The organism is Streptomyces sp. NPDC030143, assembly GCF_055573695.1.
On sequence record NZ_JBVIAY010000003.1, the window covers coordinates 1 to 21,730 of the forward strand.

At 70.7% G+C, this 21,730-nt stretch carries 20 protein-coding genes; 11 read left to right on the forward strand and 9 right to left on the reverse strand.

All coding sequences use genetic code 11. The features are described from left to right. Window positions 1–145 precede the first annotated feature (145 nt). The 5 genes from ACZ4YY_RS06250 to ACZ4YY_RS06270 form a co-directional block, all read right to left on the reverse strand. Window positions 146–1,291, reverse strand: a complete 1,146-nt coding sequence (locus ACZ4YY_RS06250; RefSeq protein WP_468284400.1) for a DUF475 domain-containing protein — start codon at window positions 1,289–1,291, stop codon at window positions 146–148. Between the two features lie 48 nt (window positions 1,292–1,339). Continuing rightward, on the reverse strand, window positions 1,340–1,918 hold the full coding sequence (locus ACZ4YY_RS06255; RefSeq protein WP_468284402.1) for a TerD family protein: 579 nt from the start codon (window positions 1,916–1,918) through the stop codon (window positions 1,340–1,342). 94 nt (window positions 1,919–2,012) lie between these two features. Next, window positions 2,013–2,588, reverse strand: coding sequence for a calcium homeostasis/redox stress adaptation protein (locus ACZ4YY_RS06260; protein WP_468284404.1), 576 nt, complete (start codon window positions 2,586–2,588; stop codon window positions 2,013–2,015). Between the two features lie 154 nt (window positions 2,589–2,742). Continuing rightward, window positions 2,743–3,201 (reverse strand): peroxiredoxin, encoded by a 459-nt coding sequence (locus ACZ4YY_RS06265; protein ID WP_468284406.1) that lies wholly within the window; start codon window positions 3,199–3,201, stop codon window positions 2,743–2,745. 135 nt (window positions 3,202–3,336) lie between these two features. Next, window positions 3,337–3,774: a DUF3052 domain-containing protein gene (locus ACZ4YY_RS06270; protein ID WP_266396452.1), complete on the reverse strand. Its 438-nt coding sequence runs from the start codon at window positions 3,772–3,774 to the stop codon at window positions 3,337–3,339. A gap of 374 nt (window positions 3,775–4,148) precedes the next feature. Between ACZ4YY_RS06270 and aceE the strand changes: the two genes are divergently transcribed. Beyond that, window positions 4,149–6,896, forward strand: a complete 2,748-nt coding sequence (gene aceE, locus ACZ4YY_RS06275) for a pyruvate dehydrogenase (acetyl-transferring), homodimeric type (protein WP_468284408.1) — start codon at window positions 4,149–4,151, stop codon at window positions 6,894–6,896. Between the two features lie 82 nt (window positions 6,897–6,978). Further along, window positions 6,979–7,773, forward strand: a complete 795-nt coding sequence (locus ACZ4YY_RS06280) for a potassium channel family protein (protein ID WP_468284410.1) — start codon at window positions 6,979–6,981, stop codon at window positions 7,771–7,773. A gap of 542 nt (window positions 7,774–8,315) precedes the next feature. On the opposite strand, the gene ACZ4YY_RS06285 is transcribed toward ACZ4YY_RS06280, so the two are convergent. After that, the gene (locus ACZ4YY_RS06285; protein WP_468284412.1) at window positions 8,316–9,935 is read right to left on the reverse strand and encodes an MFS transporter; all 1,620 of its coding nucleotides are present in this window, start codon (window positions 9,933–9,935) and stop codon (window positions 8,316–8,318) included. Between the two features lie 121 nt (window positions 9,936–10,056). Between ACZ4YY_RS06285 and ACZ4YY_RS06290 the strand changes: the two genes are divergently transcribed. The 3 genes from ACZ4YY_RS06290 to ACZ4YY_RS06300 all read left to right on the forward strand — a co-directional run bounded on the left by ACZ4YY_RS06290 (window position 10,057) and on the right by ACZ4YY_RS06300 (window position 12,953). Then, entirely contained in the window at window positions 10,057–10,719 is a 663-nt protein-coding gene (locus tag ACZ4YY_RS06290; RefSeq protein ID WP_468284413.1) for a TetR family transcriptional regulator, read from the forward strand. Window positions 10,720–10,823: 104 nt separating this feature from the next. Next, window positions 10,824–12,041, forward strand: a complete 1,218-nt coding sequence (locus ACZ4YY_RS06295; RefSeq protein WP_468284415.1) for an alpha/beta hydrolase — start codon at window positions 10,824–10,826, stop codon at window positions 12,039–12,041. A gap of 57 nt (window positions 12,042–12,098) precedes the next feature. After that, window positions 12,099–12,953 (forward strand): DUF4429 domain-containing protein, encoded by an 855-nt coding sequence (locus ACZ4YY_RS06300; protein ID WP_468284417.1) that lies wholly within the window; start codon window positions 12,099–12,101, stop codon window positions 12,951–12,953. Here the strand turns inward: ACZ4YY_RS06300 and ACZ4YY_RS06305 are convergent, their stop codons facing one another. After that, entirely contained in the window at window positions 12,954–13,970 is a 1,017-nt protein-coding gene (locus tag ACZ4YY_RS06305; protein ID WP_468284419.1) for an aldo/keto reductase, read from the reverse strand. Continuing rightward, on the reverse strand, window positions 13,967–14,428 hold the full coding sequence (locus ACZ4YY_RS06310) for a MerR family transcriptional regulator (RefSeq protein WP_468284421.1): 462 nt from the start codon (window positions 14,426–14,428) through the stop codon (window positions 13,967–13,969). Before ACZ4YY_RS06310 ends, ACZ4YY_RS06305 begins: the two co-directional genes overlap by 4 nt. 75 nt (window positions 14,429–14,503) lie before the next feature. Between ACZ4YY_RS06310 and ACZ4YY_RS06315 the strand changes: the two genes are divergently transcribed. Together ACZ4YY_RS06315 and ACZ4YY_RS06320 are read left to right on the forward strand one after the other, a co-directional pair. Beyond that, the gene (locus ACZ4YY_RS06315) at window positions 14,504–15,340 is read left to right on the forward strand and encodes a serine hydrolase domain-containing protein (RefSeq protein WP_468284423.1); all 837 of its coding nucleotides are present in this window, start codon (window positions 14,504–14,506) and stop codon (window positions 15,338–15,340) included. Window positions 15,341–15,400: 60 nt separating this feature from the next. Further along, a complete protein-coding gene (locus ACZ4YY_RS06320; RefSeq protein WP_468284425.1) occupies window positions 15,401–17,248 on the forward strand; it encodes a serine/threonine-protein kinase in 1,848 nt (615 codons plus the stop codon). A 7-nt stretch (window positions 17,249–17,255) separates the two neighbouring features. On the opposite strand, the gene ACZ4YY_RS06325 is transcribed toward ACZ4YY_RS06320, so the two are convergent. Further along, window positions 17,256–17,912 carry a pirin family protein gene (locus ACZ4YY_RS06325; protein WP_468285247.1) on the reverse strand — a complete coding sequence of 219 codons (657 nt, stop codon included), beginning with the start codon at window positions 17,910–17,912 and terminating at the stop codon, window positions 17,256–17,258. Window positions 17,913–18,020: 108 nt separating this feature from the next. Between ACZ4YY_RS06325 and fasR the strand changes: the two genes are divergently transcribed. The 4 genes from fasR (at window position 18,021) to ACZ4YY_RS06345 (ending at window position 21,653) form a co-directional block, all read left to right on the forward strand. Next, the gene (gene fasR, locus ACZ4YY_RS06330; protein WP_468284427.1) at window positions 18,021–19,226 is read left to right on the forward strand and encodes a fatty acid biosynthesis transcriptional regulator FasR; all 1,206 of its coding nucleotides are present in this window, start codon (window positions 18,021–18,023) and stop codon (window positions 19,224–19,226) included. An 89-nt stretch (window positions 19,227–19,315) separates the two neighbouring features. Beyond that, window positions 19,316–20,254, forward strand: a complete 939-nt coding sequence (locus ACZ4YY_RS06335; RefSeq protein ID WP_468285250.1) for an ACP S-malonyltransferase — start codon at window positions 19,316–19,318, stop codon at window positions 20,252–20,254. A gap of 16 nt (window positions 20,255–20,270) precedes the next feature. Then, the gene (locus ACZ4YY_RS06340) at window positions 20,271–21,302 is read left to right on the forward strand and encodes a beta-ketoacyl-ACP synthase 3 (protein WP_468284429.1); all 1,032 of its coding nucleotides are present in this window, start codon (window positions 20,271–20,273) and stop codon (window positions 21,300–21,302) included. Between the two features lie 102 nt (window positions 21,303–21,404). Further along, entirely contained in the window at window positions 21,405–21,653 is a 249-nt protein-coding gene (locus ACZ4YY_RS06345) for an acyl carrier protein (RefSeq protein WP_043500565.1), read from the forward strand. The last annotated feature ends 77 nt before the right edge of the window (window positions 21,654–21,730 follow it).

A 21,730-nucleotide genomic window follows, 5' to 3' on the forward strand; every position in this document is an offset into this window, starting at 1 on the left:
GGGTAGGAGTGGAGAAAAAACACCCTCTCCCCTCCTCGTGTGGGGAGAAGAAGGGGGGGGGAGGGGGGGAGGGGGGGGGGGGGGGTTGGGGGTTCCCCCCCCCCCCCCCCCGCCCCGCACAGAGCGTTCCTCACCGGGAAGCTGATCACACCCCGGAGGAGACCTCAGTCTTCTCGTCCGATCCGGCGTTTCCCTCGGCCGCCGCCAGGGCCTTGTTGCGGCGGACGGAGGACCAGAAGGACCAGCCGATCAGGATCACGCCGATCGAGCCGGTGATGAGCTCGTGGATCTCGTACTGGATGGTGACCAGCAGGATCATGGCGAGGGCGCCGATGGCGTAGTGCGCGCCGTGCTCCAGGTAGACGTAGTCGTCGAGGGTGCCCTGGCGGACCAGGTACACGGTGAGCGACCGGACGTACATGGCGCCGATGCCGAGGCCGAGGGCCATCAGCACGATGTCGTTGGTGATGGCGAAGGCGCCGATCACGCCGTCGAAGGAGAAGGACGCGTCCAGCACCTCCAGGTACAGGAACATGAAGAACGCGGCCTTGCCGACCAGGACGACCGCCGACTTGGGCTTGCCCTCGCGCTCGGCCTTCTCCTCGGCCTCGTGCTCGCGCTCCTCCTCCTCTTCGAGCCGGTCCTCGAAGAAGCTGGAGAGACCGCCCACGATCATGTAGGTGATCAGGCCCGCGATGCCGGAGAGGAGGACCGTCTCGGCCTTGTCGGCGTGGGTGCCGCCGTGCTGGTGGGCGTGGGTCGCGAAGGTCATCGAGGAGATCAGCAGGACGATCAGCGCGATGCAGACCGACAGCATGTCGACCTTGCCGAGCTTGGCCAGCGGCCGCTCCAGCCAGCCCAGCCACTTGATGTCACGGTCCTCGAAGATGAAGTCGAGGAAGATCATCAGCAGGAACATGCCACCGAAGGCGGCGATGGACGGATGGGCGTCCGTGACCAGCTGCTGGTAGCGGTCCTTGTCCGTCAGAGCGAGGTCGACGGCCTCGATCGGGCCCATCGAGGCGCTGACGGCGACGATGACGACGGGGAAGACCAGCCGCATGCCGAAGACGGCGATGAGGATGCCGATCGTGAGGAAGATCTTCTGCCAGAAGGCACTCATCTTCTTCAGGATTCCGGCGTTGACGACTGCGTTGTCGAAGGACAGCGAGATCTCGAGCACGGAGAGGATCGCCACGACACCGAAAGCGGTCCACCCCCCGTAGAGCACCGCCGCGACGAGGCCGAGCGCGGTGACCGCGAACGACCACCCGAAGGTTTTCAGAACCACTGGCTACCCAATCCTTGTGTACGGGTGTCCCCCGCGCCGTACGCGGCTTTACGAAACATTGACCCCGAAGTCTAGAGCGATGCCCCGCAGCCCTGACGCGTACCCCTGCCCTACCGCCCTGAACTTCCATTCGCCCTGGTAACGGTAGAGCTCGCCGAAGATCATCGCGGTCTCGGTGGAGGCGTCCTCGCTCAGGTCGTAGCGGGCGAGTTCCTGGCCGTCGGCCTGGTTGACGACGCGGATGAACGCGTTGCTGACCTGGCCGAAGGTCTGGCCGCGCTCGTCGGCCATGTGGATGGAGACGGGGAAGACGATCTTCTCGCAGTGGGCCGGGACGCTGGGCAGGTCGACGATGAGCGACTCGTCGTCGCCGTCGCCCTCGCCGGTGAGGTTGTCGCCGGTGTGCTCCACGGAGCCGTCGGGACTGGTGAGCTGGTTGTAGAAGACGAACCACTCGTCCCCAAGAACCCGGTTGCCGGCACCGCACAGCAGCGCGCTGGCGTCGAGGTCGAAGGGGGCTCCGGTGGTGGAGCGCGCGTCCCAGCCGAGGCCGACCATCACCTGAGTGAGATTCGGCGCGACCTTGGACAGGGAGACGTTTCCTCCCTTGGCGAGCGTGACGCCCATGATGCTGTCCTCCCCTGGGTCTTGCTTCTTCGGTTGTCCTGCACGTCCGGCGCCGCCCGTAAACGGTGCGGCGCCGGGCGGGATCGTCACACGCTCAGACGTTGACGCCGAAGTCCTGCGCGATACCGCGCAGGCCCGAGGCGTAGCCCTGGCCGATGGCACGGAACTTCCACTCCGCGCCGTGCCGGTACAGCTCGCCGAAGACCATGGCGGTCTCCGTCGAGGCGTCCTCGCTGAGGTCGTAACGGGCGATCTCGGCGCCGCCGGCCTGGTTGACGACGCGGATGAACGCGTTGCGCACCTGGCCGAAGGACTGCTGGCGGTTCTCGGCGTCGTAGATCGACACCGGGAAGACGATCTTCTCGACGTCGGCCGGGACGCCCGCCAGGTTGACCTTGATCTGCTCGTCGTCGCCCTCGCCCTCACCGGTGAGGTTGTCACCGGTGTGCTCGACCGAGCCGTCGGGGCTCTTGAGGTTGTTGAAGAAGACGAAGTGCGCGTCGCTCGCGACCTTGCCCGAGTTGTTCAGCAGCAGCGCGCTCGCGTCCAGGTCGAAGTCGGTGCCGGTCGTGGTGCGCACGTCCCACCCCAGACCGACGATGACCGCGGTCAGGCCCGGGGCCTCCTTGGTCAGTGAAACATTGCCGCCCTTGCTGAGGCTGACTCCCACGAGTCCTCCATTGGTGTCCCGGGGCGCTGGCCCCGTGAATGCGTCGGATATCGGATCAACGAGTCGATCCTAGTGACGGGTTCCCGCCCCCCGCAGGCCCTGGGGCCGAAGAATCACAGGGTGTCGGGTCCGGCCCGGCGTCGGGGGCGGCGGCTCAGAGCGCGTCGAGCGCCTTCACGTACTCGCTCAGGTCGCGCGCGTCCGGCAGGCCGTTGACGACGGTCCAGCGGACCACGCCCTCCTTGTCGATGACGAAGGTGCCGCGCACCGCGCAGCCCTTGTCCTCGGCGAAGACGTCGTAGGCGCGGGAGACCTCGCCGTGCGGCCAGAAGTCGCTCAGCAGCGGGTAGTCCAGGCCCTCCTGCTCGGCGAAGACGCGCAGGGTGTGGATGGAGTCGTTGGAGACGGCGAGCAGCTGGGTGTCGCGGTCGGAGAACTGCGGCAGGTTGTCGCGCAGCTCGCACAGCTCGCCGGTGCACACACCGGTGAAGGCGAAGGGGTAGAAGAGCAGCACGACGTTCTTGCTGCCGCGGAAGTCGGACAGCCTGACGGTGGCGCCGTGGTTGTCCTTGAGCTCGAAGTCGGGGGCCTTGTCGCCGACCTGGATCGCCATCTCCTGGATGTCCCTTCGTGGGCTGTTCGGGTGGTACCCACCCTACGCAGCGATCACCGCACGGCATCGGACGGGCTGGCGACGCCAGCCCGTCCGGCGTTCGAAGGGCCGGTGAAGGGCTTCTTCGGTGAGGGGCTACTTCTTGGACTTGGCCGCCTTGGGGGTCACCAGCCGGCTGCCGCTCCAGTCCTTGCCCACGCTGACGCTCTTGCTGGCCGACAGACCCGCCGTCGTCGAGGCTTCGGAGATGTCGCTCGGCTCCACGTACCCGGTCCGGCCGGTCTTCGGCGTGAGGAGGAGGATCGAGCCGCCTTCCTCGATGTACGTGGTGGCGTCCACCAACGCGTCGGTCAGGTCGCCGTCCTCGTCGCGGAACCACAGCACCACGGCGTCGGCCACGTCGTCGTAGTCCTCGTCCACCAGATCGCTGCCGATGACTTCCTCGATGGACTCGCGGAGCTCTTGGTCGACGTCGTCGTCGTAGCCGATCTCCTGGACCACCTGCTCGGGCTGGAACCCCAGCCTGACGGCAGGGCTCGTCCGCTCCTCCGCGTGGTCCGCGGTCGCGCTCACGGGTTGCCTCCTGATCATGTTTCGGGAAATAACTCAGCCACGCGCGTGCGCGAAGCATTGGCCGTAGTCCACACGGGCGGGACGGATCGCGCAAGTACCCGGCGGTTCGGACCGCCGAAACGGTGACGATCCCGGCGGTGTCGCCCAACTCCTGACACGGTATCCCGTCCTGAAGTGGGACACATCACTCCATTCTGCCTGGATTGCGCGTTTCGGTGGCACCTCAGAGTACGGGACCCCTTGCGTCCCACTGGTTACCCCTCGGTAGAGATGACGTTTGCCTCCCTGAGGTACACGATGGGGAGCGGTGCAGGCAGAGTGAGACCTCCCCTGGTTACACGCAAGAAACGGCCCTCTGACAGGTAAGGAACAGCGTGGCTTCCGGATCCGATCGCAATCCGATCATCATTGGCGGCCTTCCGAGTCAGGTTCCTGACTTCGACCCCGAGGAAACCCAGGAGTGGCTCGACTCCCTCGACGCCGCCATCGACGAGCGCGGCCGGGAGCGGGCCCGCTATCTCATGCTGCGCCTGATCGAGCGCGCCCGCGAGAAGCGCGTGGCCGTGCCCGAGATGCGCAGCACGGACTACGTCAACACGATCCCCACCAAGAGCGAGCCGTTCTTCCCGGGCAACGAGGAGATCGAGCGGAAGATCCTCAACGCCACGCGCTGGAACGCGGCCGTCATGGTCTCGCGCGCCCAGCGCCCGGGCATCGGCGTCGGCGGCCACATCGCCACCTTCGCCTCCTCGGCGTCGCTGTACGACGTGGGCTTCAACCACTTCTTCCGCGGCAAGGACGAGGGCGACGGCGGCGACCAGGTCTTCTTCCAGGGCCACGCCTCCCCCGGCATCTACGCCCGCGCGTTCCTGCTCGACCGGCTCGGCGAGCAGAACCTCGACGCCTTCCGCCAGGAGCGGTCGAAGGCGCCCCACGGGCTGTCCAGCTACCCGCACCCGCGGCTGATGCCGGACTTCTGGGAGTTCCCGACCGTGTCGATGGGCCTCGGCCCGATCGGCGCGATCTACCAGGCGCGGATGAACCGCTACATGCACGCTCGCGGGATCGCCGACACCTCCAGGTCGCACGTGTGGGCGTTCCTCGGCGACGGCGAGATGGACGAGCCGGAGTCGCTCGGCCAGCTGACCATCGCCGCCCGTGAGGGCCTGGACAACCTGACCTTCGTCGTCAACTGCAACCTCCAGCGGCTCGACGGCCCGGTGCGCGGCAACGGCAAGGTCATCCAGGAGCTGGAGTCGGTCTTCCGGGGCGCCGGCTGGAACGTGATCAAGCTGATCTGGGACCGCACCTGGGACCCGCTGCTCGCGCAGGACCGGGACGGCATCCTCGTCAACAGGATGAACACCACGCCCGACGGCCAGTTCCAGACGTACGCCACCGAGTCCGGCGCCTACATCCGCGACCACTTCTTCGGCGACGACCAGCGGCTGCGCGCGATGGTCGAGCACATGACCGACGACCAGATCCTGCACCTGGGCCGCGGCGGTCACGACCACCGGAAGATCTACGCGGCGTTCAAGGCGGCCGTGGAGCACAAGGGCCAGCCGACGGTCATCCTCGCCAAGACGATCAAGGGCTGGACGCTGGGTCCCAACTTCGAGGGCCGCAACGCCACGCACCAGATGAAGAAGCTGACGGTCGACGACCTGAAGGGCTTCCGCGACCGGCTGCACCTGCCGATCTCCGACCGGGAGCTGGAGAGCGGCCTCCCGCCGTACTACCACCCGGGGCGGGACTCCGAGGAGATCCAGTACATGCACGACCGGCGCAAGGGGCTCGGCGGGTACGTCCCGACCCGCGTCGTGCGGGCCGAGCCGCTGCCGCTGCCCGAGGACAAGACGTACGCGACCGTGAAGAAGGGTTCGGGCCAGCAGTCCATCGCGACGACGATGGCCTTTGTGCGGCTCCTCAAGGACCTCATGCGGGACAAGGAGATCGGCAAGCGGTTCGTACTGATCGCACCGGACGAGTACCGCACGTTCGGCATGGACTCGTTCTTCCCGAGCGCGAAGATCTACAACCCGCTGGGGCAACAGTACGAGTCGGTCGACCGCGAGCTGCTGCTCGCCTACAAGGAGTCGCCCACCGGGCAGATGCTGCACGACGGCATCTCCGAGGCCGGCTGCACGGCCTCGCTGATCGCGGCGGGCTCGGCGTACGCCACGCACGGCGAGCCGCTCATCCCGGTCTACGTCTTCTACTCGATGTTCGGATTCCAGCGCACGGGCGACCAGTTCTGGCAGATGGCCGACCAGCTGGCGCGTGGTTTCGTGCTGGGCGCCACCGCCGGGCGCACGACGCTGACCGGTGAGGGTCTCCAGCACGCGGACGGCCACTCGCAGCTGCTGGCGTCGACGAACCCGGGGTGTGTCGCCTACGACCCGGCGTTCGGGTTCGAGATCGCCCACATCGTCCAGGACGGCCTGCGACGGATGTACGGCGAGACCGCCGACGGCAGGCCGGGCGAGGACGTCTTCTACTACCTCACGGTCTACAACGAGCCCATCCAGCACCCGGCCGAGCCGGAGAACGTGGACGTCGAGGGCATCCTCAAGGGCATCCACCGCTTCAGCGAGGGCACCTCGGGGGCCGTCCCGGCGCAGATCATCGCCTCGGGCGTCGCCGTGCCGTGGGCGGTCGAGGCGCAGCGGATCCTCGCCGAGGAGTGGAACGTGAAGGCCGACGTCTGGTCGGCGACCTCCTGGAACGAGCTGCGGCGCGAGGCCGTGGCGGTGGAGGAGCACAACCTGCTGCACCCCGAGGAGGAGCAGCGGGTGCCGTACGTGACGCAGAAGCTGACCGGCGCGCAGGGGCCGTTCGTGGCCGTCTCCGACTGGATGCGGGCCGTCCCGGACCAGATCGCGCGCTGGGTGCCGGGGACGTACCAGTCGCTGGGCGCGGACGGGTTCGGCTTCGCGGACACCCGGGGAGCGGCCCGCCGCCACTTCCACATCGATGCGCAGTCGATCGTGGTGGCGGTGCTGACCGAGCTGGCGAAGGAGGGCAAGGTCGACCGGTCCGCGCTCAAGCAGGCCGTCGACCGGTACCAGCTGCTGGACGTCGCGGCGGCGGACCCCGGAGCGGCGGGCGGCGACGCCTGATCCGGGCACGGGAGGTCCCCTGGGGCGGTGAGGTTTCGGCCTCACCGCCCCAGGGTCTGCACGGGTTCTTTACGATGCGGCCATGCAGCAACAATCGGCGCAGATCCGGTGGGAGCAAGGGACGCAGCGGCCACTGCTGGCGCTCGCCGTCGTGTTCGCCGTCGCCTACGCCCTGCCGATCGTCGACACCTCGGCCGGGCGGTCGCTGACGGCCGTGTGCGCCGCCGTCGAGTGGACGGTGTGGGCGGCGTTCGCGGCGGACTACGTGGTGCGGCTGGTACTGGCCGCCGACCGGCGGGAGTTCGTGCGCACGCACTGGCTGGACCTGTGCGCGGTGGCGCTGCCCCTGGTCCAGCCGTTGAAGCTGCTGCGGCTGGTGTCGACGCTGCTGCTGGTGGGGCAGCGGGCGCGGATGGCCTCGCAGGTGCGGGTGACGACGTACGTCGCCGGGGCGGTCGTCGGGCTGCTGATGTTCGGCTCGCTGGCCGTGCTGTCGGTGGAACGGGACTCGCCCGACGGGAACATCCGCACGCTGGGTGACGCCCTGTGGTGGTCGTTCACGACGATGACGACGGTGGGCTACGGGGATCACGCACCGACCACCGGACTCGGACGCTTGATCGCGGTGGGTCTGATGCTGTCCGGAATCGCGCTGCTGGGTGTCGTCACCGCGAACATCGCGGCGTGGTTCATCGAGCGGTTCGAGAAGGACGATGCGGAGGAGCGACAGCAGACGGAGGCGCTCCAGGCCCTGACGGAGGAGGTGCGGGCGCTGCGCGCGGAGGTGGCGAGCCTGCGGCACAACCGCGAGCGCCACGACGACGCTCCCGCACGCCTCGGAGAGCGGTCACCCGGGGCGATCGCGCAGGGCAGGTAGGCCGCGCGGGCCGAAGCTCACGGCCACCGCCCCCGGTTCACGACTGACTTCCCGGCTCAAGGGACAGCGGGCTGGGCAACCGGAGCGGTCCGGCTCAAGAGGGGCAGGGGCTGCGCAACCCGAGCGGTCCGGCTCAAGAGGGGCGAGGGCTGGGCGATCAGTCGTGCCGCGCCCGCGCCGGGCGGCCGGGACGAGCCTCTCCTGCCCAACCCTCGGAGAGAGTGGCGGGCGTCGCACGATCCGGCCCGGTCCGGGGCCTCGTTCGGCCTCGTGAGCGGGGGCTCCCGCGCGTCCCGGAGCGGGTGCCCGCCATCTCAACTCCCAGCGACCCGGGGTCGCTCCAGGGTCGGGTATCCCGCGGCGCGAGGGCCATGCCCCCCGATGTCCGGGGCCGTCGGCGCGCTGTCCCCCTCCGGCAGCGCGCCGCAGCCCTGGCCGCCCTCCCCTCCGGAGGGCTTGACCCACTGTGAGCTGTGACACGTGCCGGAGGCGAGGGACCTTTAGCGTTGTCACCCTGATAGGGGAACTCCGCTGAAGTTGCGTCAGATGTGGCCGGTCCCGACGCCGGCCTCCGCGTTCTCGCCGCGCTTGGTGAGCAGGGCGACGAGCACCGCCACCGCCGCCACGCCGGCCGCCACGAGGGACGCCAGGCTCATGCCGGAGATGAAGGTGTCGTGGGCGACGTCGGTGATCTTCGCGGCGACCGTCTCGGGAGTGCCCTTGGCCACCGGGGGCACACCGACCTGGACCGCTTCGGAGGCCTGGTCGAGCTGGGCGGGGGTGAGGTCGGGCAAACCCGCGTCCTTCCAGTTGGCGGGCAGGTCGCCGTCGACCTTGGAGGCCATCACGGCGCCCAGCACGGCCGTGCCGAGGCTGCCGCCGATCTGCATGGCCGCCTGCTGGAGGCCACCGGCCACACCGGACAGCTCCATCGGCGCGTTGCCGACGATGACCTCGGTGGCGCCGACCATGACCGGCGCGAGGCCGAGGCCGAGCAGGGCGAACCAGAGGGACATCACGGCGCTGCCGGTGTCCGTCTCCAGCGTGGACATGCCGTACATGGCGATCGCGGTGGCCGCCATGCCGCCGGCCAGCGGGACGCGCGGGCCGAGCTTGGTGATCATCGCGCCCGCGAGCGGGGAGCCGACGATCATCATGCCGGTGAGGGGCAGCAGGTGCAGGCCCGCGTCGATGGGGCTCATGCCGTGCACGTTCTGGAGGTAGAACGTCACGAAGAACAGGCCGCCCATGAACGCGATGGCCATCAGGACCATCAGGACGACACCCGCGGAGAGCGGCACCGAGCGGAACAGCCCCAGCGGGATCAGCGGCTCGCGGACCTTCGTCTCCCAGAAGGCGAAGAACGCGAACAGCAGCACGGACCCGCCGATGAACGCCCAGGTCCTGGCGTCGCCCCAACCCCACTCGGGGGCCTTGATCAGCGCCCACACCAGGCAGAACATCGCACCGGAGAGCAGCGCGATGCCGAGGATGTCGAAGGAGCGCGGCGCGTTCTCGGCGCGGTGGTCGAGCAGCATCACCACGCCCAGGACCACGGCGATGATGCCGACCGGCACGTTGATGAAGAAGACCGACTGCCAGTTGACGTGTTCGACGAGGACACCGCCGAGGATCGGGCCGCCCGCGGTGGAGGCGCCGATGACCATGCCCCAGATGCCGATGGCCATGTTGAGCTTCTCGGCCGGGAAGGTCGCGCGCAGCAGACCGAGCGCGGCCGGCATCAGCAGCGCGCCGAACAGGCCCTGGAAGACACGGAAGGTGACGACGAACGCGATGCTGTCGGACAGTCCGATCGCCCCGGAGGCGGCGGCGAAGCCGATCACGCCTATGAGGAAGGTCTGGCGGTGGCCGAAGCGGTCACCGAGCTTGCCCGCGGTGATCAGGGAGACGGCGAGGGCGAGGAAGTAGGCGTTGGTGATCCACTGCACCTCGGCGAAGGTGGCGCCGAGGTCCTTGGCGATGGCCGGGTTGGCGATGGCCACGATGGTGCCGTCCAGGGCCACCATCATGACGCCCACGGCGACGGTGATGAGCGTGAACCACGGGTGTCCGCGCAGCCCCGAGGCCGGCGCCTGGTCCGACGGGCCGGGCGGCGAGGCGTCCCCGGGTCCCGTCTTGTCGATGGCGGTCTGACTAGTCATACCGGGAGGCTAATGACAGCCACTGACAGTTGACAAACCAATTCACAAGTCGGTAACTGTCACGACACTTGCCTCTTGCCCGAGCTGGGCGGACGGCGCGAACGGCAGGAAAGAGGTCGCCATGGAGACGGCGCCACGCACGGAGCTGCGGGAACGGTCGGGACTGCGGGAACGCAAGAAGCAACGCACCCGGGACGCGCTGCTGCGGGCCGCCATCGAGCTGTTCACCTCGCAGGGGTACGAGCGGACGACCGTCGACGAGATCGCCGAGGCCGTCGACGTCTCGCAGCGCACCTTCTTCCGGTACTTCGCCGGCAAGGAGGAGGCCGCGCTCGCCCTGGACGACATGACGGTGACCCGGTTCGTGCGGGCGGTGCGCGAACGCCCGCCCCACGAGGCCCCGATGCAGGCGCTGCGCCAGGCCGTCCTGGACGGCTGGGACTCGCTCCACGAGATCGTCGCCGCCGTCGTGCCGGTGGAGCTGTACCTGCGCATGTACCGGGTGATCGAGTCGACGCCCGTCCTGCTCGCGGCGCACCTGCGGCGCTCGGCGGAGGTCGAGGAGACGATCGCCCGGGTGATCGCCGAGCGTGAGGGGGTCGACGTGGACCTCGACCCGCGGCCACGGCTGGCGGTGGCCGTGTTCGGCGGGGTGATGCGGGTGACGGGACGGCAGTGGAGCACCGGCGAGGACTACAGTCTGGAGCGCATCCGGGCGCTGACGGCCCTGTCGCTGGACCAGGTGGGCCCCGCCCTGCTGGGCGACTGGCGCGAGGAACGCTGAGACAGGGCCTGAAGAGTCCTATGACCATCACCACGTCTGTTGAAACGTGATCCCTGTCACTCAGGCCTCCCGAGACCTTCTCGTTCTCCTAGTGTGTCCTCCCAGTGACTTCCTTCGACACCCCCTCGCAACTCAATGTGTGGCGCGCGCTGCTCGCGCTGGCCGTGGTGTTCCTGATGCTCGCGACCACGGGCTGGACCGCCGTGCGCCAGGAGCGGGAGGCCACCGCGCTGCAGGCCTCGCTCTCGGCCTGGGAGCACGGACACATCGACGGGCACCGGCTGCCGGACCCGCACGCGGCCCCCGCCCGCCTCGCCCGGTTCTTCGCCTCGCTCACCGCCGCGCAGCGCACCTCGCTCGCCGGGCGCTACCCGCTCGCGGTCGGCAACATGAACGGCGCGCCGGTCGCGCTGCGCTACCGCGCCAACCGTGTCGCACTGCTCCAGCAGATCCTGGTCGAGAGCGACCGGATGCGCGACGAGCGGCTCTCCCCGGCCGGCCAGCACGAGGCCGGACGGCGCATGCACCGCTTCGAGGCGATGAGCTCCACCGGCCGGCAGATCCTCGCCTTCGACCCGGACGGCGCCGGCCGCGCCGCCGAGGTCTTCGGCGACCTCGACCGGGCCGAACGGGTCTCCGTCGTGGTGCCCGGTGTCGACACCGCGCTGCTCACCTTCCAGCGCACCTACCGCAAGTACTCCGCGCCCGTCGGCATGGCCCAGGCCCTGTACGCGGCCGAGCGCGAGGTGAGCCCCTCGACGCGGACCGCCGTGATCGCCTGGGCCGACTACACCTCCCCCGCCGGCCTCGGCATCGACTCGGCCACCGGGATGCGCGCCGAGTCCGGCGCCGTCCGGCTGAACGCGCTGCTGAACGCCCTGCCCGGCCGCGCCCCGGTCTCCCTGTTCTGTCACAGCTACGGCTCGGTGGTGTGCGGGATCGCCGCGCCCGGGGTGCCGGCCCGGGTGAGCGACATCGCCGTCGCCGGCAGCCCCGGCATGCGGGTGGAGAAGGCCGCACAGCTGCGCACCTCCGCCCGGGTGTGGGCGATGCGCGACGCCGACGACTGGGTGCAGGACGTGCCGTACCTGGAGCTCGGGGGCCTCGGGCACGGCGAGGACCCGGTGTCGGCGGCGTTCGGCGCGCGGGTGCTGTCCGCGCGGGAGGCCAAGGGCCACGGCGGCTACTTCGAACCCGGCACCGACAGTCTGCGCAACTTCGCCGGCATCGGCACCGGCGCATACCGATCGGTGGAGTGCGCCGCGGAGGACGACGTCTGCCGGGACGGTCTGTCCGACATGACCACGGCCGGACGCGCGTAGAGGCGCAGGAACCGCGGCGCGCGCGAGGTGGCGACGGAGGAGCAGGTCCCGCATACGATGAGCCGCATGGGTGACGTACTGGCCGGATTTCATGCTGCCTGGGAGTTCGAGTCCGACTCCGTCCTCATCCGCTACGAACGGGGGTTGCGCACACCCAAGCTGCTGTCGGCGCTCGGGGAGCGCCGGATCCCCGTGGAGGCGATCGCGGGGGTGACGCTCGAACCCGGCAGGCGCGGGACCGTCGTCCTGCGCGTCGTGCCGCGGGAGGGCGCCGACCCGCTGATCGAGGCGGCGGCGGGACAGCTGAGGGAGCCGTCCGACCCGTACCGGCTGGTGCTGCCGGCCGAGCGGGAGGTCCTCGCCGAGTACTACGCCGACGAGCTGCGCGCGCGGCTGACGGAGTCCGGGCCCGCGGAGCGGTTCCTGGTGGCCGCCCCGGAGGCGCCGCTGGCGTTCAAGGCGTACGACGGGAAGGCGTCCTTCGACGGGCGCACCGTGAACTTCCGGTGGTTCTGGACCGGGGCGTCGTCGGCGAAGTGGAAGGCCGGCGACCAGAGCTTCCCGGTGGCGGAGCTGACCGGGGTGGAGTGGCGCTCGCCTGAGGTGTTCGAGGGGCACCTGCGCTTGCTGCGCGGGAAGACCCCGTCGGTGCAGGCGGACCAGGATCCGGGGGCCGTGGTGTTCGGGCTCGGGTACGGGCCCGTGCACGAGTCGCTGCCGTTCGCGGCGGCGGTGCTGGACGCCGTGCGCACCCGGGGTCCCGTGGCCGCGGTCGCGGCGACCACGGGACCCGGACGTCACCCTGCGGACGTCGCCGAGCGGATCCGCCATCTCGGGGAACTGCACCGGGCCGGTCTGGTCACCGACGAGGAGTTCTCCGTGAAGAAGGCGGAGCTGCTGGCGGAGCTGTGACTACTCGCGTCCGGCGGACGTGAACGCCATGTCCGCGTACCGGTCGCCCGCCACCTGCTGCGCCAGGGGGTCCAGCAGGGCCAGCTCCTCGGACGTCAGCTCGATCGCCACCGCCGCCGCGTTCTCCTCCACCCGACTCGGCTTGCGGGTGCCCGGGATCGGGATGACGGGGAGGTCGTGGACCTGGGCCCGCTGCTGGACCCAGGCCAGGGCGGTCTGGGCGGGGGTGGCGTCGTGGGCCCGGGCCACCTGGCGGACGGTGTCCAGCAGGGCCGCGTTCGCGGTGGCGTTGTCGCCGGTGAAGCGGGGCTGGTGGCGGCGGAAGTCGTCGGCGGTGAGATCCCGGTCGGCGTCGGTGAAGGAGCCGGTGAGGAAGCCGCGGCCGAGCGGGGAGTACGGGACGAGGGCGACGCCGAGCTCCCGGGCGGCCGGCACCACCTGGGCCTCGATGTCCCGGCTGAACAGCGACCACTCCGACTGCACGGCGGCGACGGGGTGGACCGCGTGGGCCGCGCGCAGTTCGGCGGCGGTGACCTCGCTCAGGCCCAGGTGCTTGACCTTGCCCTCGCGCACCAGCTCGGCCATCACGCCGACGGTCTCCTCGATCGGCACGTTCACGTCGCGCCGGTGCATGTAGTACAGGTCGATGACGTCGACGTCCAGGCGCTTCAGGCTGTCCTCGACGGCCTGGCGGACGTAGGGGCGGTCGTTGCGGATGACGCGCCGGGTGGGGTCGTCCGCGGGTATGGAGAGGGCGAACTTGGTGGCGATGACCACCTCGTCGCGGTGGGCCTTGAAGAAGGGGGCGAGGAAGCGTTCGTTCTCGCCCGCACCGTAGGCGTCCGCCGTGTCGTACAGGGTGACGCCCAGCTCCAGGGCGCGTTCCAGGGTGGCCCGGGACTCCTGCGCGTCGGAGGGGCCGTACGCGAAGTTCATGCCCATGCAGCCGAGGCCCTGGACGCCGACCTCGGGGCCGTGGTCGCCGAGGTGGGCCGTCGGGATCGTGCGGTCGGTCATCGGTTGCCCCCGGAGTAGAAGGTGATCTTTCGGTCGAGCACGGCGAGCGTGTCCCGGAGTTCGGCGATGCGGGCCTGCACGTCCCGCCGCGTCGACTCCAGCAGCTCGTACCGCTCGGCGAACGTGCTCTCGCCCTCACGGACCAGTTCGGCGTACCGGACCATGTCGGCGACCGGCATGCCGGTCAGCCGCAGCTTTCCGACGAAGTCGAGCCAGTCCAGGTCGCGGTTGCTGTAGCGGCGCTGGCCGGTGTGGGAGCGGTCGACGTGGGCCATCAGCCCGATGCGTTCGTACCAGCGCAGGGTGTGCGCCGTCAGGCCGGTGAAGGCGACCACCTCGCTGATCGTGTAGCTGTCCTGCCCTTCGGGGCGGGGATGCCGCCGTGGTGGGGCTGAGCAGATGTCTGCGGGGTGCGGGTCCGGCTCGGTGGTCACGGGCATGGTCTGCAACACCGTCATGGGCTCCACGCTATGACCTTGGAGTGCGCTCCAAGCAAGCGAAACCGGTAAGAAGTCCGAAGGTAGGCTCATGCCATGTCGCTGAAGAGCCTCGCGCTGATCGAGAACTGGCCGGTTCCCTCCGCCGCGGCGGGTGTCGTACGGGCCGACGGTACGGTCCTGGGCACCCGCGGCCCCGTCGGGCGACGCTTCCCGCTGGCCTCGGTCACCAAGCCGCTCGCCGCGTACGCCGCGCTGGTCGCGTACGAGGAGGGGGCGATCGAGCTGGACGAGCCGGCCGGGCCGCCCGGTTCGACGGTCCGTCACCTGCTCGCGCACACCTCGGGGCTCGCCTTCGACGAACACCGGGCGACGGCGGCGCCCGGTGAGCGGCGGCTGTACTCCAACGCCGGGTTCGAGCAGCTCGGCGACCACATCGCGAAGGCGACGGACATCCCCTTCGCCGAGTACCTGCGGCAGGCGGTGCTGGAGCCGCTCGGCATGACGGCCACCTCCCTGGAGGGCTCCCCCGCGAAGGACGGGGTGTCCACGGTCGAGGATCTGCTGCGGTTCGCGGCGGAGGTGCAGGCGCCCCGGCTGCTGGACGCGCGCACGGTGGCGGCGGCGATGACCGTGCAGTACCCGGGCACCAAGGGCGTGCTGCCGGGGTACGGCCACCAGAACCCCAACGACTGGGGGCTCGGCTTCGAGATCCGCGACGCCAAGTCACCGCACTGGACGGGGAGTTCCTCCTCGCCGCGGACCTTCGGCCACTTCGGGCAGTCCGGTACGTTCCTGTGGGTCGACCCCGACGCGCGGGTCGCCGCGGTCGCGCTCACGGACCGGGCGTTCGGGCCGTGGGCGGTCGAGGCGTGGCCCGGCTTCACGGACGCCGTGCTCGCCGAGGCCGGGGCCTTCGACGCGGGGCGCTGACCGCCTCGGCTACCCTCCCTCTGCACAGCACTCACACGCGTGGATCTCGGGGGAGAGGCAATGACAGGCGCACAACCGGGCGGCCAGTTCCGTCCGTTGGAGGGCGGCGACCCGCAAACGGTCGCGAGCTACCGGCTGATGGCTCGGCTCGGCTCGGGCGGCATGGGCACGGTGTACCTGTCGTACACGCCCGGTGGGCATCCCCTCGCCCTGAAGACGATCCGTCCGGAGCTGACCGAGGACCCCGAGTTCCGTCGTCGGTTCAAGCAGGAGGTGCAGGCCGCGCAGCGGGTGCAGGGCCTGTACACCGCGCCGGTCATCGACTACGACACCGAGGGCGCCCAGCCCTGGCTGGCGACCGCCTATGTGGCCGGCCCGTCGCTGGCCTCGGCCGTCGGCGAGCACGGCCCGCTGCCGGTGCCGTCGGTGCTGCTCCTGCTCGCGGGCATGGCCGAGGCGCTGGCGGTGATCCACGGGGCCGGCATCGTCCACCGCGATCTGAAGCCGTCCAACGTGCTGCTCGCCTCCGACGGCCCGCGCGTCATCGACTTCGGCATCGCCCGGGCCGCCGACGCCACGGCCCTGACCGGCACCGGCGTCTCCATCGGCACCCCCGCCTTCATGTCGCCGGAGCAGGCCGCCGGCAAGCCGGTCACGCCCGCGTCGGACGTGTTCGCGCTCGGACAGGTGGCCGCGTTCGCGGCCCGCGGCACCGGGGCGTACGGCGACGGTCCCTCGCACGCGGTGCTGTACCGGATCGTCCACGAGGAGCCCGACCTCAGCGGGCTTCCCGAGCAGCTCGCTTTCATCGCCCGCTGCCTGGCCAAGGACCCCGCGGAGCGGCCCTCCCCGGCCGAGATCATCACGCTGTGCCAGCAGGCGTCGCCCACGCCGTTGCGCCAGTCCGGCTCCTGGCTGCCGGCGGCGATCACCGAGCAGATCACCCAGCGGGTGTCGGCGTCGGCGGCCCTGGCCGCGGCTCCGACGGCGGCGGCGACGGCGCCGCCCACGGCTCCCGTGACCCAGCCGAGCGCGGCGCCGACGCCGACCGCCCCGGTGACCCACGCCGGTCCCGCGACCCCGCCGCCGACCGCGCCCCCGGCCCCGCCCGCCGCCCCGATCCACGCGGCGCCCACGACGGCGGCCGCGCACGTCCCGTCGGCGCCCGGCCCCGTGGGCTACGGGCCCGCCGCGCACCAGCCGTCGTACGGCCCTCCGGCCATGACTCCGCCGCCGTACGTCCAGCAGCCCGGCTGGCGGCCGCACCCGGTGCCGCCGTCCAGGCGGAGCAAGGTCGGCAAGTACATCGGGCTCGGCTTCGCGGCCGTGGCCGTGCTGGCATGGGTCAGCAGCTGTGCCTCGTTCCTGAAGGAGTTCGGCGACTCGTCCGACACCTCCACGAGCGGCTCCGGCAGCAGCTCGAGCGCGGACGCGAACCCCGGCTCGGGCTCCTCGAGCGCCAAGGCACTGCCCGACCCCACACCGGTCACCTACACGGGCATCAACATCCCCGAGAGCTACTACGTGCGGTTCGCGGACTCGCCGCCCAAGCCGGTCGAGGCCTCCGAGGGCAGCAGCCCCCGGTACGAGGACGCGAGCGACCTCTACTACTACGACGCGGGCGGCTGGGACAACAACCCCCTGATGGGCAGCAGCGGCGAGAAGGTCGTCCTGCTGAACAACGCCCAGAAGGGCTCGCTGGCCACCTGCCGCACGGAGACCCGGTACACCAAGGAGGTCGAGCTCACCCAGCTCACCAAGGGGTCGCAGATGTGCGTGCACACCTCCTCCGGCCACATCGCCCTGGTCACCTTCAAGGGCAGCGCGCCCGAGAACGACCCGAGCGACTACGTGACGGTGGACATCACGGTCTGGCGCAACGCGGAGGACCCGAGCTCCGAGCAGTGAGCACCGCTCACACCGGCATCTCCCACACCAGCACCTCGGCCGGGCCCGCAGCGGCGAGGAGCTCCAGGTCCTTCTCGTCCGCGGCACGCAGCGCGTCCCCCGGCCCCAGCTCGTGCGGCCCGATCCGTACGGCACCGCGCACCACGTGCGCGTACACGCGGGCCGCGTCCGGCACCGCCGTCCGCTCCCCCGCAGCGAGGCGCCGGACGTGCAGCACCGCGCCCGCCTCCGGGACGGCGTACGGGGTGGAGTCGGCGAGGCCGCGGACGATGTCGTAGGAGGGGTCGCCGCCGGGCTCCCGCGGGGCCAGCCACATCTGCACGAAGGTCAGGGGCGCCGTGCCGTCGTTGCGCTCGACGTGCCGCACCCCGCCCGCGGAGCTGAGCCGCTGCACGTCCCCGGCGCGCACGCGCGTCTCGTGCCCGGCCGAGTCGCGGTGGGTCAGCTCGCCCTCGATCACCCAGGTGACGATCTCGGTGTGGCTGTGCGGGTGCTCGTCGAAGCCGGCGCCGGGCGCGAGCCGCTCCTCGTTGCAGGCGATCAGCGCGCCGAAGCGGAGGTGGTCGGGGTCGTAGTGGGGGCCGAAGGAGAAGGCGTGCCGGCTCTCGATGCCCGCGGCCGGCTCCCCGCCGGGATAGCGCTCGTCGGCGCGCCGTACGTCCATCACGCCCCCCACGGTAGCCCTCCTCCCTCCGGGGCCGGAGCCCCGGTGAGCTCCGCACCTCCGACCCGGCGGCACAGGCTCACGTCCCGATAAGGCAGTCTTGTCCCCGTGCCCGAACCCGAAGCCAGCAAGCCCGAACCCGCACCGCACGCCGTCCACGCGCACTCGGCGACGCTGAAGCGACTGGAGAGGTCCTCCGGCAGTCTCGCCGCCCAGGCCATCGCGCGCATGGACGAGACCCTGCCGTGGTACCGGGCGATGCCCCCGGAGAACCGTTCCTGGATCGGGCTCGTGGCCCAGGCGGGCATCGCCGCGTTCACGGAGTGGTTCCGGCGTCCGGACGCCCCGCAGGCGATCTCCACCGACGTCTTCGGGACAGCGCCGCGCGAGCTGACCCGGGCGATCACGCTGCGGCAGACGGTGGAGATGGTGCGCACCACCATCGAGGTCATGGAGTCCGCGATCGACGAGGTCGCGGCGCCGGGCGACGAGAGGCTGCTGCGCGAGGCGCTCCTGGTGTACGCCCGTGAGATCGCCTTCGCGACCGCACAGGTGTACGCGCAGGCCGCCGAGGCACGCGGTGCCTGGGACGCGCGGCTGGAGTCGCTGGTGGTCAACGCCGTGCTGAGCGGGGAGGCCGACGAGGGCGCCGTCAGCCGGGCCGCCGCCCTCGGCTGGAACTCGCCCGAGCACGTGTGCGTGGTCCTCGGGACCGCCCCGGACGGGGACTCCGAACTGACCGTGGAGGCGATCCGGCGGGCGGCCCGGCACGCCAAGCTCCAGGTGCTGACCGGGGTGCTGGGCGCCCGGCTGGTCGTGATCGCGGGCGGCAGCGACAACCCGCTCGCCGTCGCCAAGTCGCTGATCGGCCCGTTCGCCGCGGGTCCGGTCGTCGCGGGGCCCGTGGTGCCGGACCTGCTCGCCGCGACCCGGTCCGCGCAGGCCGCCGCGGCCGGACTCAAGGCCTGTTCGGCGTGGCAGGACGCGCCGCGGCCGGTCCTGGCGGACGATCTGCTTCCGGAACGCGCGATCGCCGGTGATCCCAGCGCGCGCGAGCAGTTGGTGGAGGAGATCTACAGACCACTGGAGGAGGCCGGATCCGCGCTCCTGGAAACACTCTCCGTCTACCTCGAACAGGCGTCCAGTCTGGAGGGTGCGGCCAGAATGCTGTTCGTGCATCCCAACACCGTGCGCTACCGGCTTCGACGTGTGACTGACGTCACCGGTTGGTCGCCTTCGGATGTACGCTCTGCGTTCACCTTGCGCATCGCGCTGATCCTGGGGCGTCTGGTCGATGGAGATCCCCAGAGCTAGCGTTTTGTCGGGGGTCCACAAAACCCCCTGCCGTTCTTCGTCCCTGTCCCCACGGGCGGCCCAGGCCGCCCTCAAGAGAGAGTGTGAGAGTGCTCGTACTCGTCGCTCCCGGCCAGGGCGCCCAGACGCCCGGCTTCCTGACCCCCTGGCTCGAACTGCCCGGCGCCGCCGACCGCGTGGCCGCCTGGTCGGACGCCATCGGGCTGGACCTCGCCCACTACGGCACGCAGGCCGACGCGGACGCCATCCGCGACACGGCGGTGGCCCAGCCGCTGCTCGTCGCGGCCGGGATCCTCTCCGCCACGGCACTGGGTGCCTTCCCGGGTGCCGCCGACTCGGCGGGCACACCGGGCGCCGTCGCGGGCCACAGCGTCGGCGAGTTCACCGCCGCCGCCTTCGCGGGCGTCCTCGACGACACCGCCGCGCTGACCCTGGTGCGCACCCGCGGCCTGGCGATGGCCGAGGCCGCCGCGATCACCGGGACCGGCATGTCGGCGCTGCTCGGCGGCGACCCCGAGGTCTCCGTCGCGCATTTGGAGAAGCTCGGACTGACCCCGGCGAACATCAACGGCGCGGGCCAGATCGTCGCCGCGGGCACGCTGGAGCAGCTCGCCGCGCTGAACGAGGACAAGCCCGAGGGCGTCCGCAAGGTCGTCCCGCTCCAGGTCGCCGGCGCCTTCCACACGCATCACATGGCCCCGGCGGTCGAGACGCTGGCCGCCGCCGCCAAGGAGCTCACGCCCGCCGACCCGGCCCTCACCTACGTGTCCAACAAGGACGGACGGGCCGTCGCCACCGGTGCCGAGGTGCTGCAGCGGCTGGTCGGCCAGGTCGCCAACCCGGTCCGCTGGGACCTGTGCATGGAGACCTTCAAGGAGCTCGGTGTCACCGCGCTGATCGAGGTGTGCCCCGGCGGCACGCTCACCGGTCTCGCCAAGCGCGCCCTGCCCGGCGTGAAGACGCTGGCGCTGAAGTCCCCCGACGATCTCGACGCGGCCCGCGAGGTCATCGCCGAGCACAGTGCCTGACAAGGAGCCGACGGTCATGTCGAAGATCAAGCCCAGCAAGGGCGCCCCGTACGCGCGCATCCTCGGCGTGGGCGGCTACCGGCCCACCCGGGTGGTGCCGAACGAGGTGATCCTCGAGACGATCGACTCGTCCGACGAGTGGATCCGCTCGCGCTCGGGCATCGAGACGCGGCACTGGGCGAACGACGAGGAGACCGTCGCCGCCATGTCGGTCGAGGCGGCCGGCAAGGCGATCGCCGACGCCGGGATCGCCGCCGACCAGATCGGCGCCGTGGTCGTCTCCACCGTCTCGCACTTCCGGCAGACCCCCGCGGTGGCGACCGAGATCGCCGACAAGCTGGGCACGAACAAGGCCGCGGCCTTCGACATCTCGGCCGGCTGCGCGGGCTTCGGCTACGGCCTGACCCTCGCCAAGGGCATGGTCGTGGAGGGCTCCGCCGAGTACGTGCTGGTCATCGGCGTGGAGCGGCTGTCCGACCTGACCGACCTGGAGGACCGGGCGACGGCCTTCCTCTTCGGTGACGGCGCGGGCGCGGTCGTGGTCGGTCCCTCCGGGGAGCCGCACATCGGCCCGACCGTGTGGGGCTCGGAGGGCGACAAGTCGGAGACCATCAAGCAGACCGTGCCGTGGAACGAGTACCGCATCGGCGACGTGTCGCAGCTGCCGGTCGACAGCGCGGGCAACGTCAAGTTCCCCGCCATCACGCAGGAGGGCCAGGCGGTCTTCCGCTGGGCCGTGTTCGAGATGGCGAAGGTCGCCAAGGAGGCGCTGGACGCGGCCGGCCTCACCGCCGACGACCTGGACGTCTTCATCCCGCACCAGGCCAACGAGCGGATCATCGACTCGATGGTGAAGACCCTCAAGCTGCCGGAGTCCGTCACGGTCGCCCGTGACGTGCGCACCACCGGCAACACCTCGGCCGCCTCGATCCCGCTCGCGATGGAGCGGCTCCTGGCGACCGGTGAGGCGAAGAGCGGCGACACCGCGCTCGTCATCGGATTCGGGGCGGGTCTCGTCTACGCCGCGACGGTCGTTACCCTCCCCTAGGCACTCCGTGCCGGATCATGCGGTCCGGCACGGGACATGCACCAACCCGCCGCTGACGCGGTGGGCGCCCCACCCTCTGGAACACAACGAAGGAGCGCCAAGATGGCCGCCACTCAGGAAGAGATCGTCGCCGGTCTCGCCGACATCGTGAACGAGATCGCCGGCATCCCGGTTGAGGACGTCCAGCTGGACAAGTCCTTCACCGACGACCTGGACGTCGACTCGCTGTCCATGGTCGAGGTCGTCGTCGCCGCCGAGGAGCGCTTCGACGTCAAGATCCCCGACGAGGACGTCAAGAACCTCAAGACCGTCGGCGACGCGACCGAGTACATCCTCAAGCACCAGGCCTGAGCCCTGCTTGGGCCGGACGCTGACCGGCCCCGCCACCCGGCGGTGGCGCCGCTGAATCCCGATCGTTGGAGAAAGAA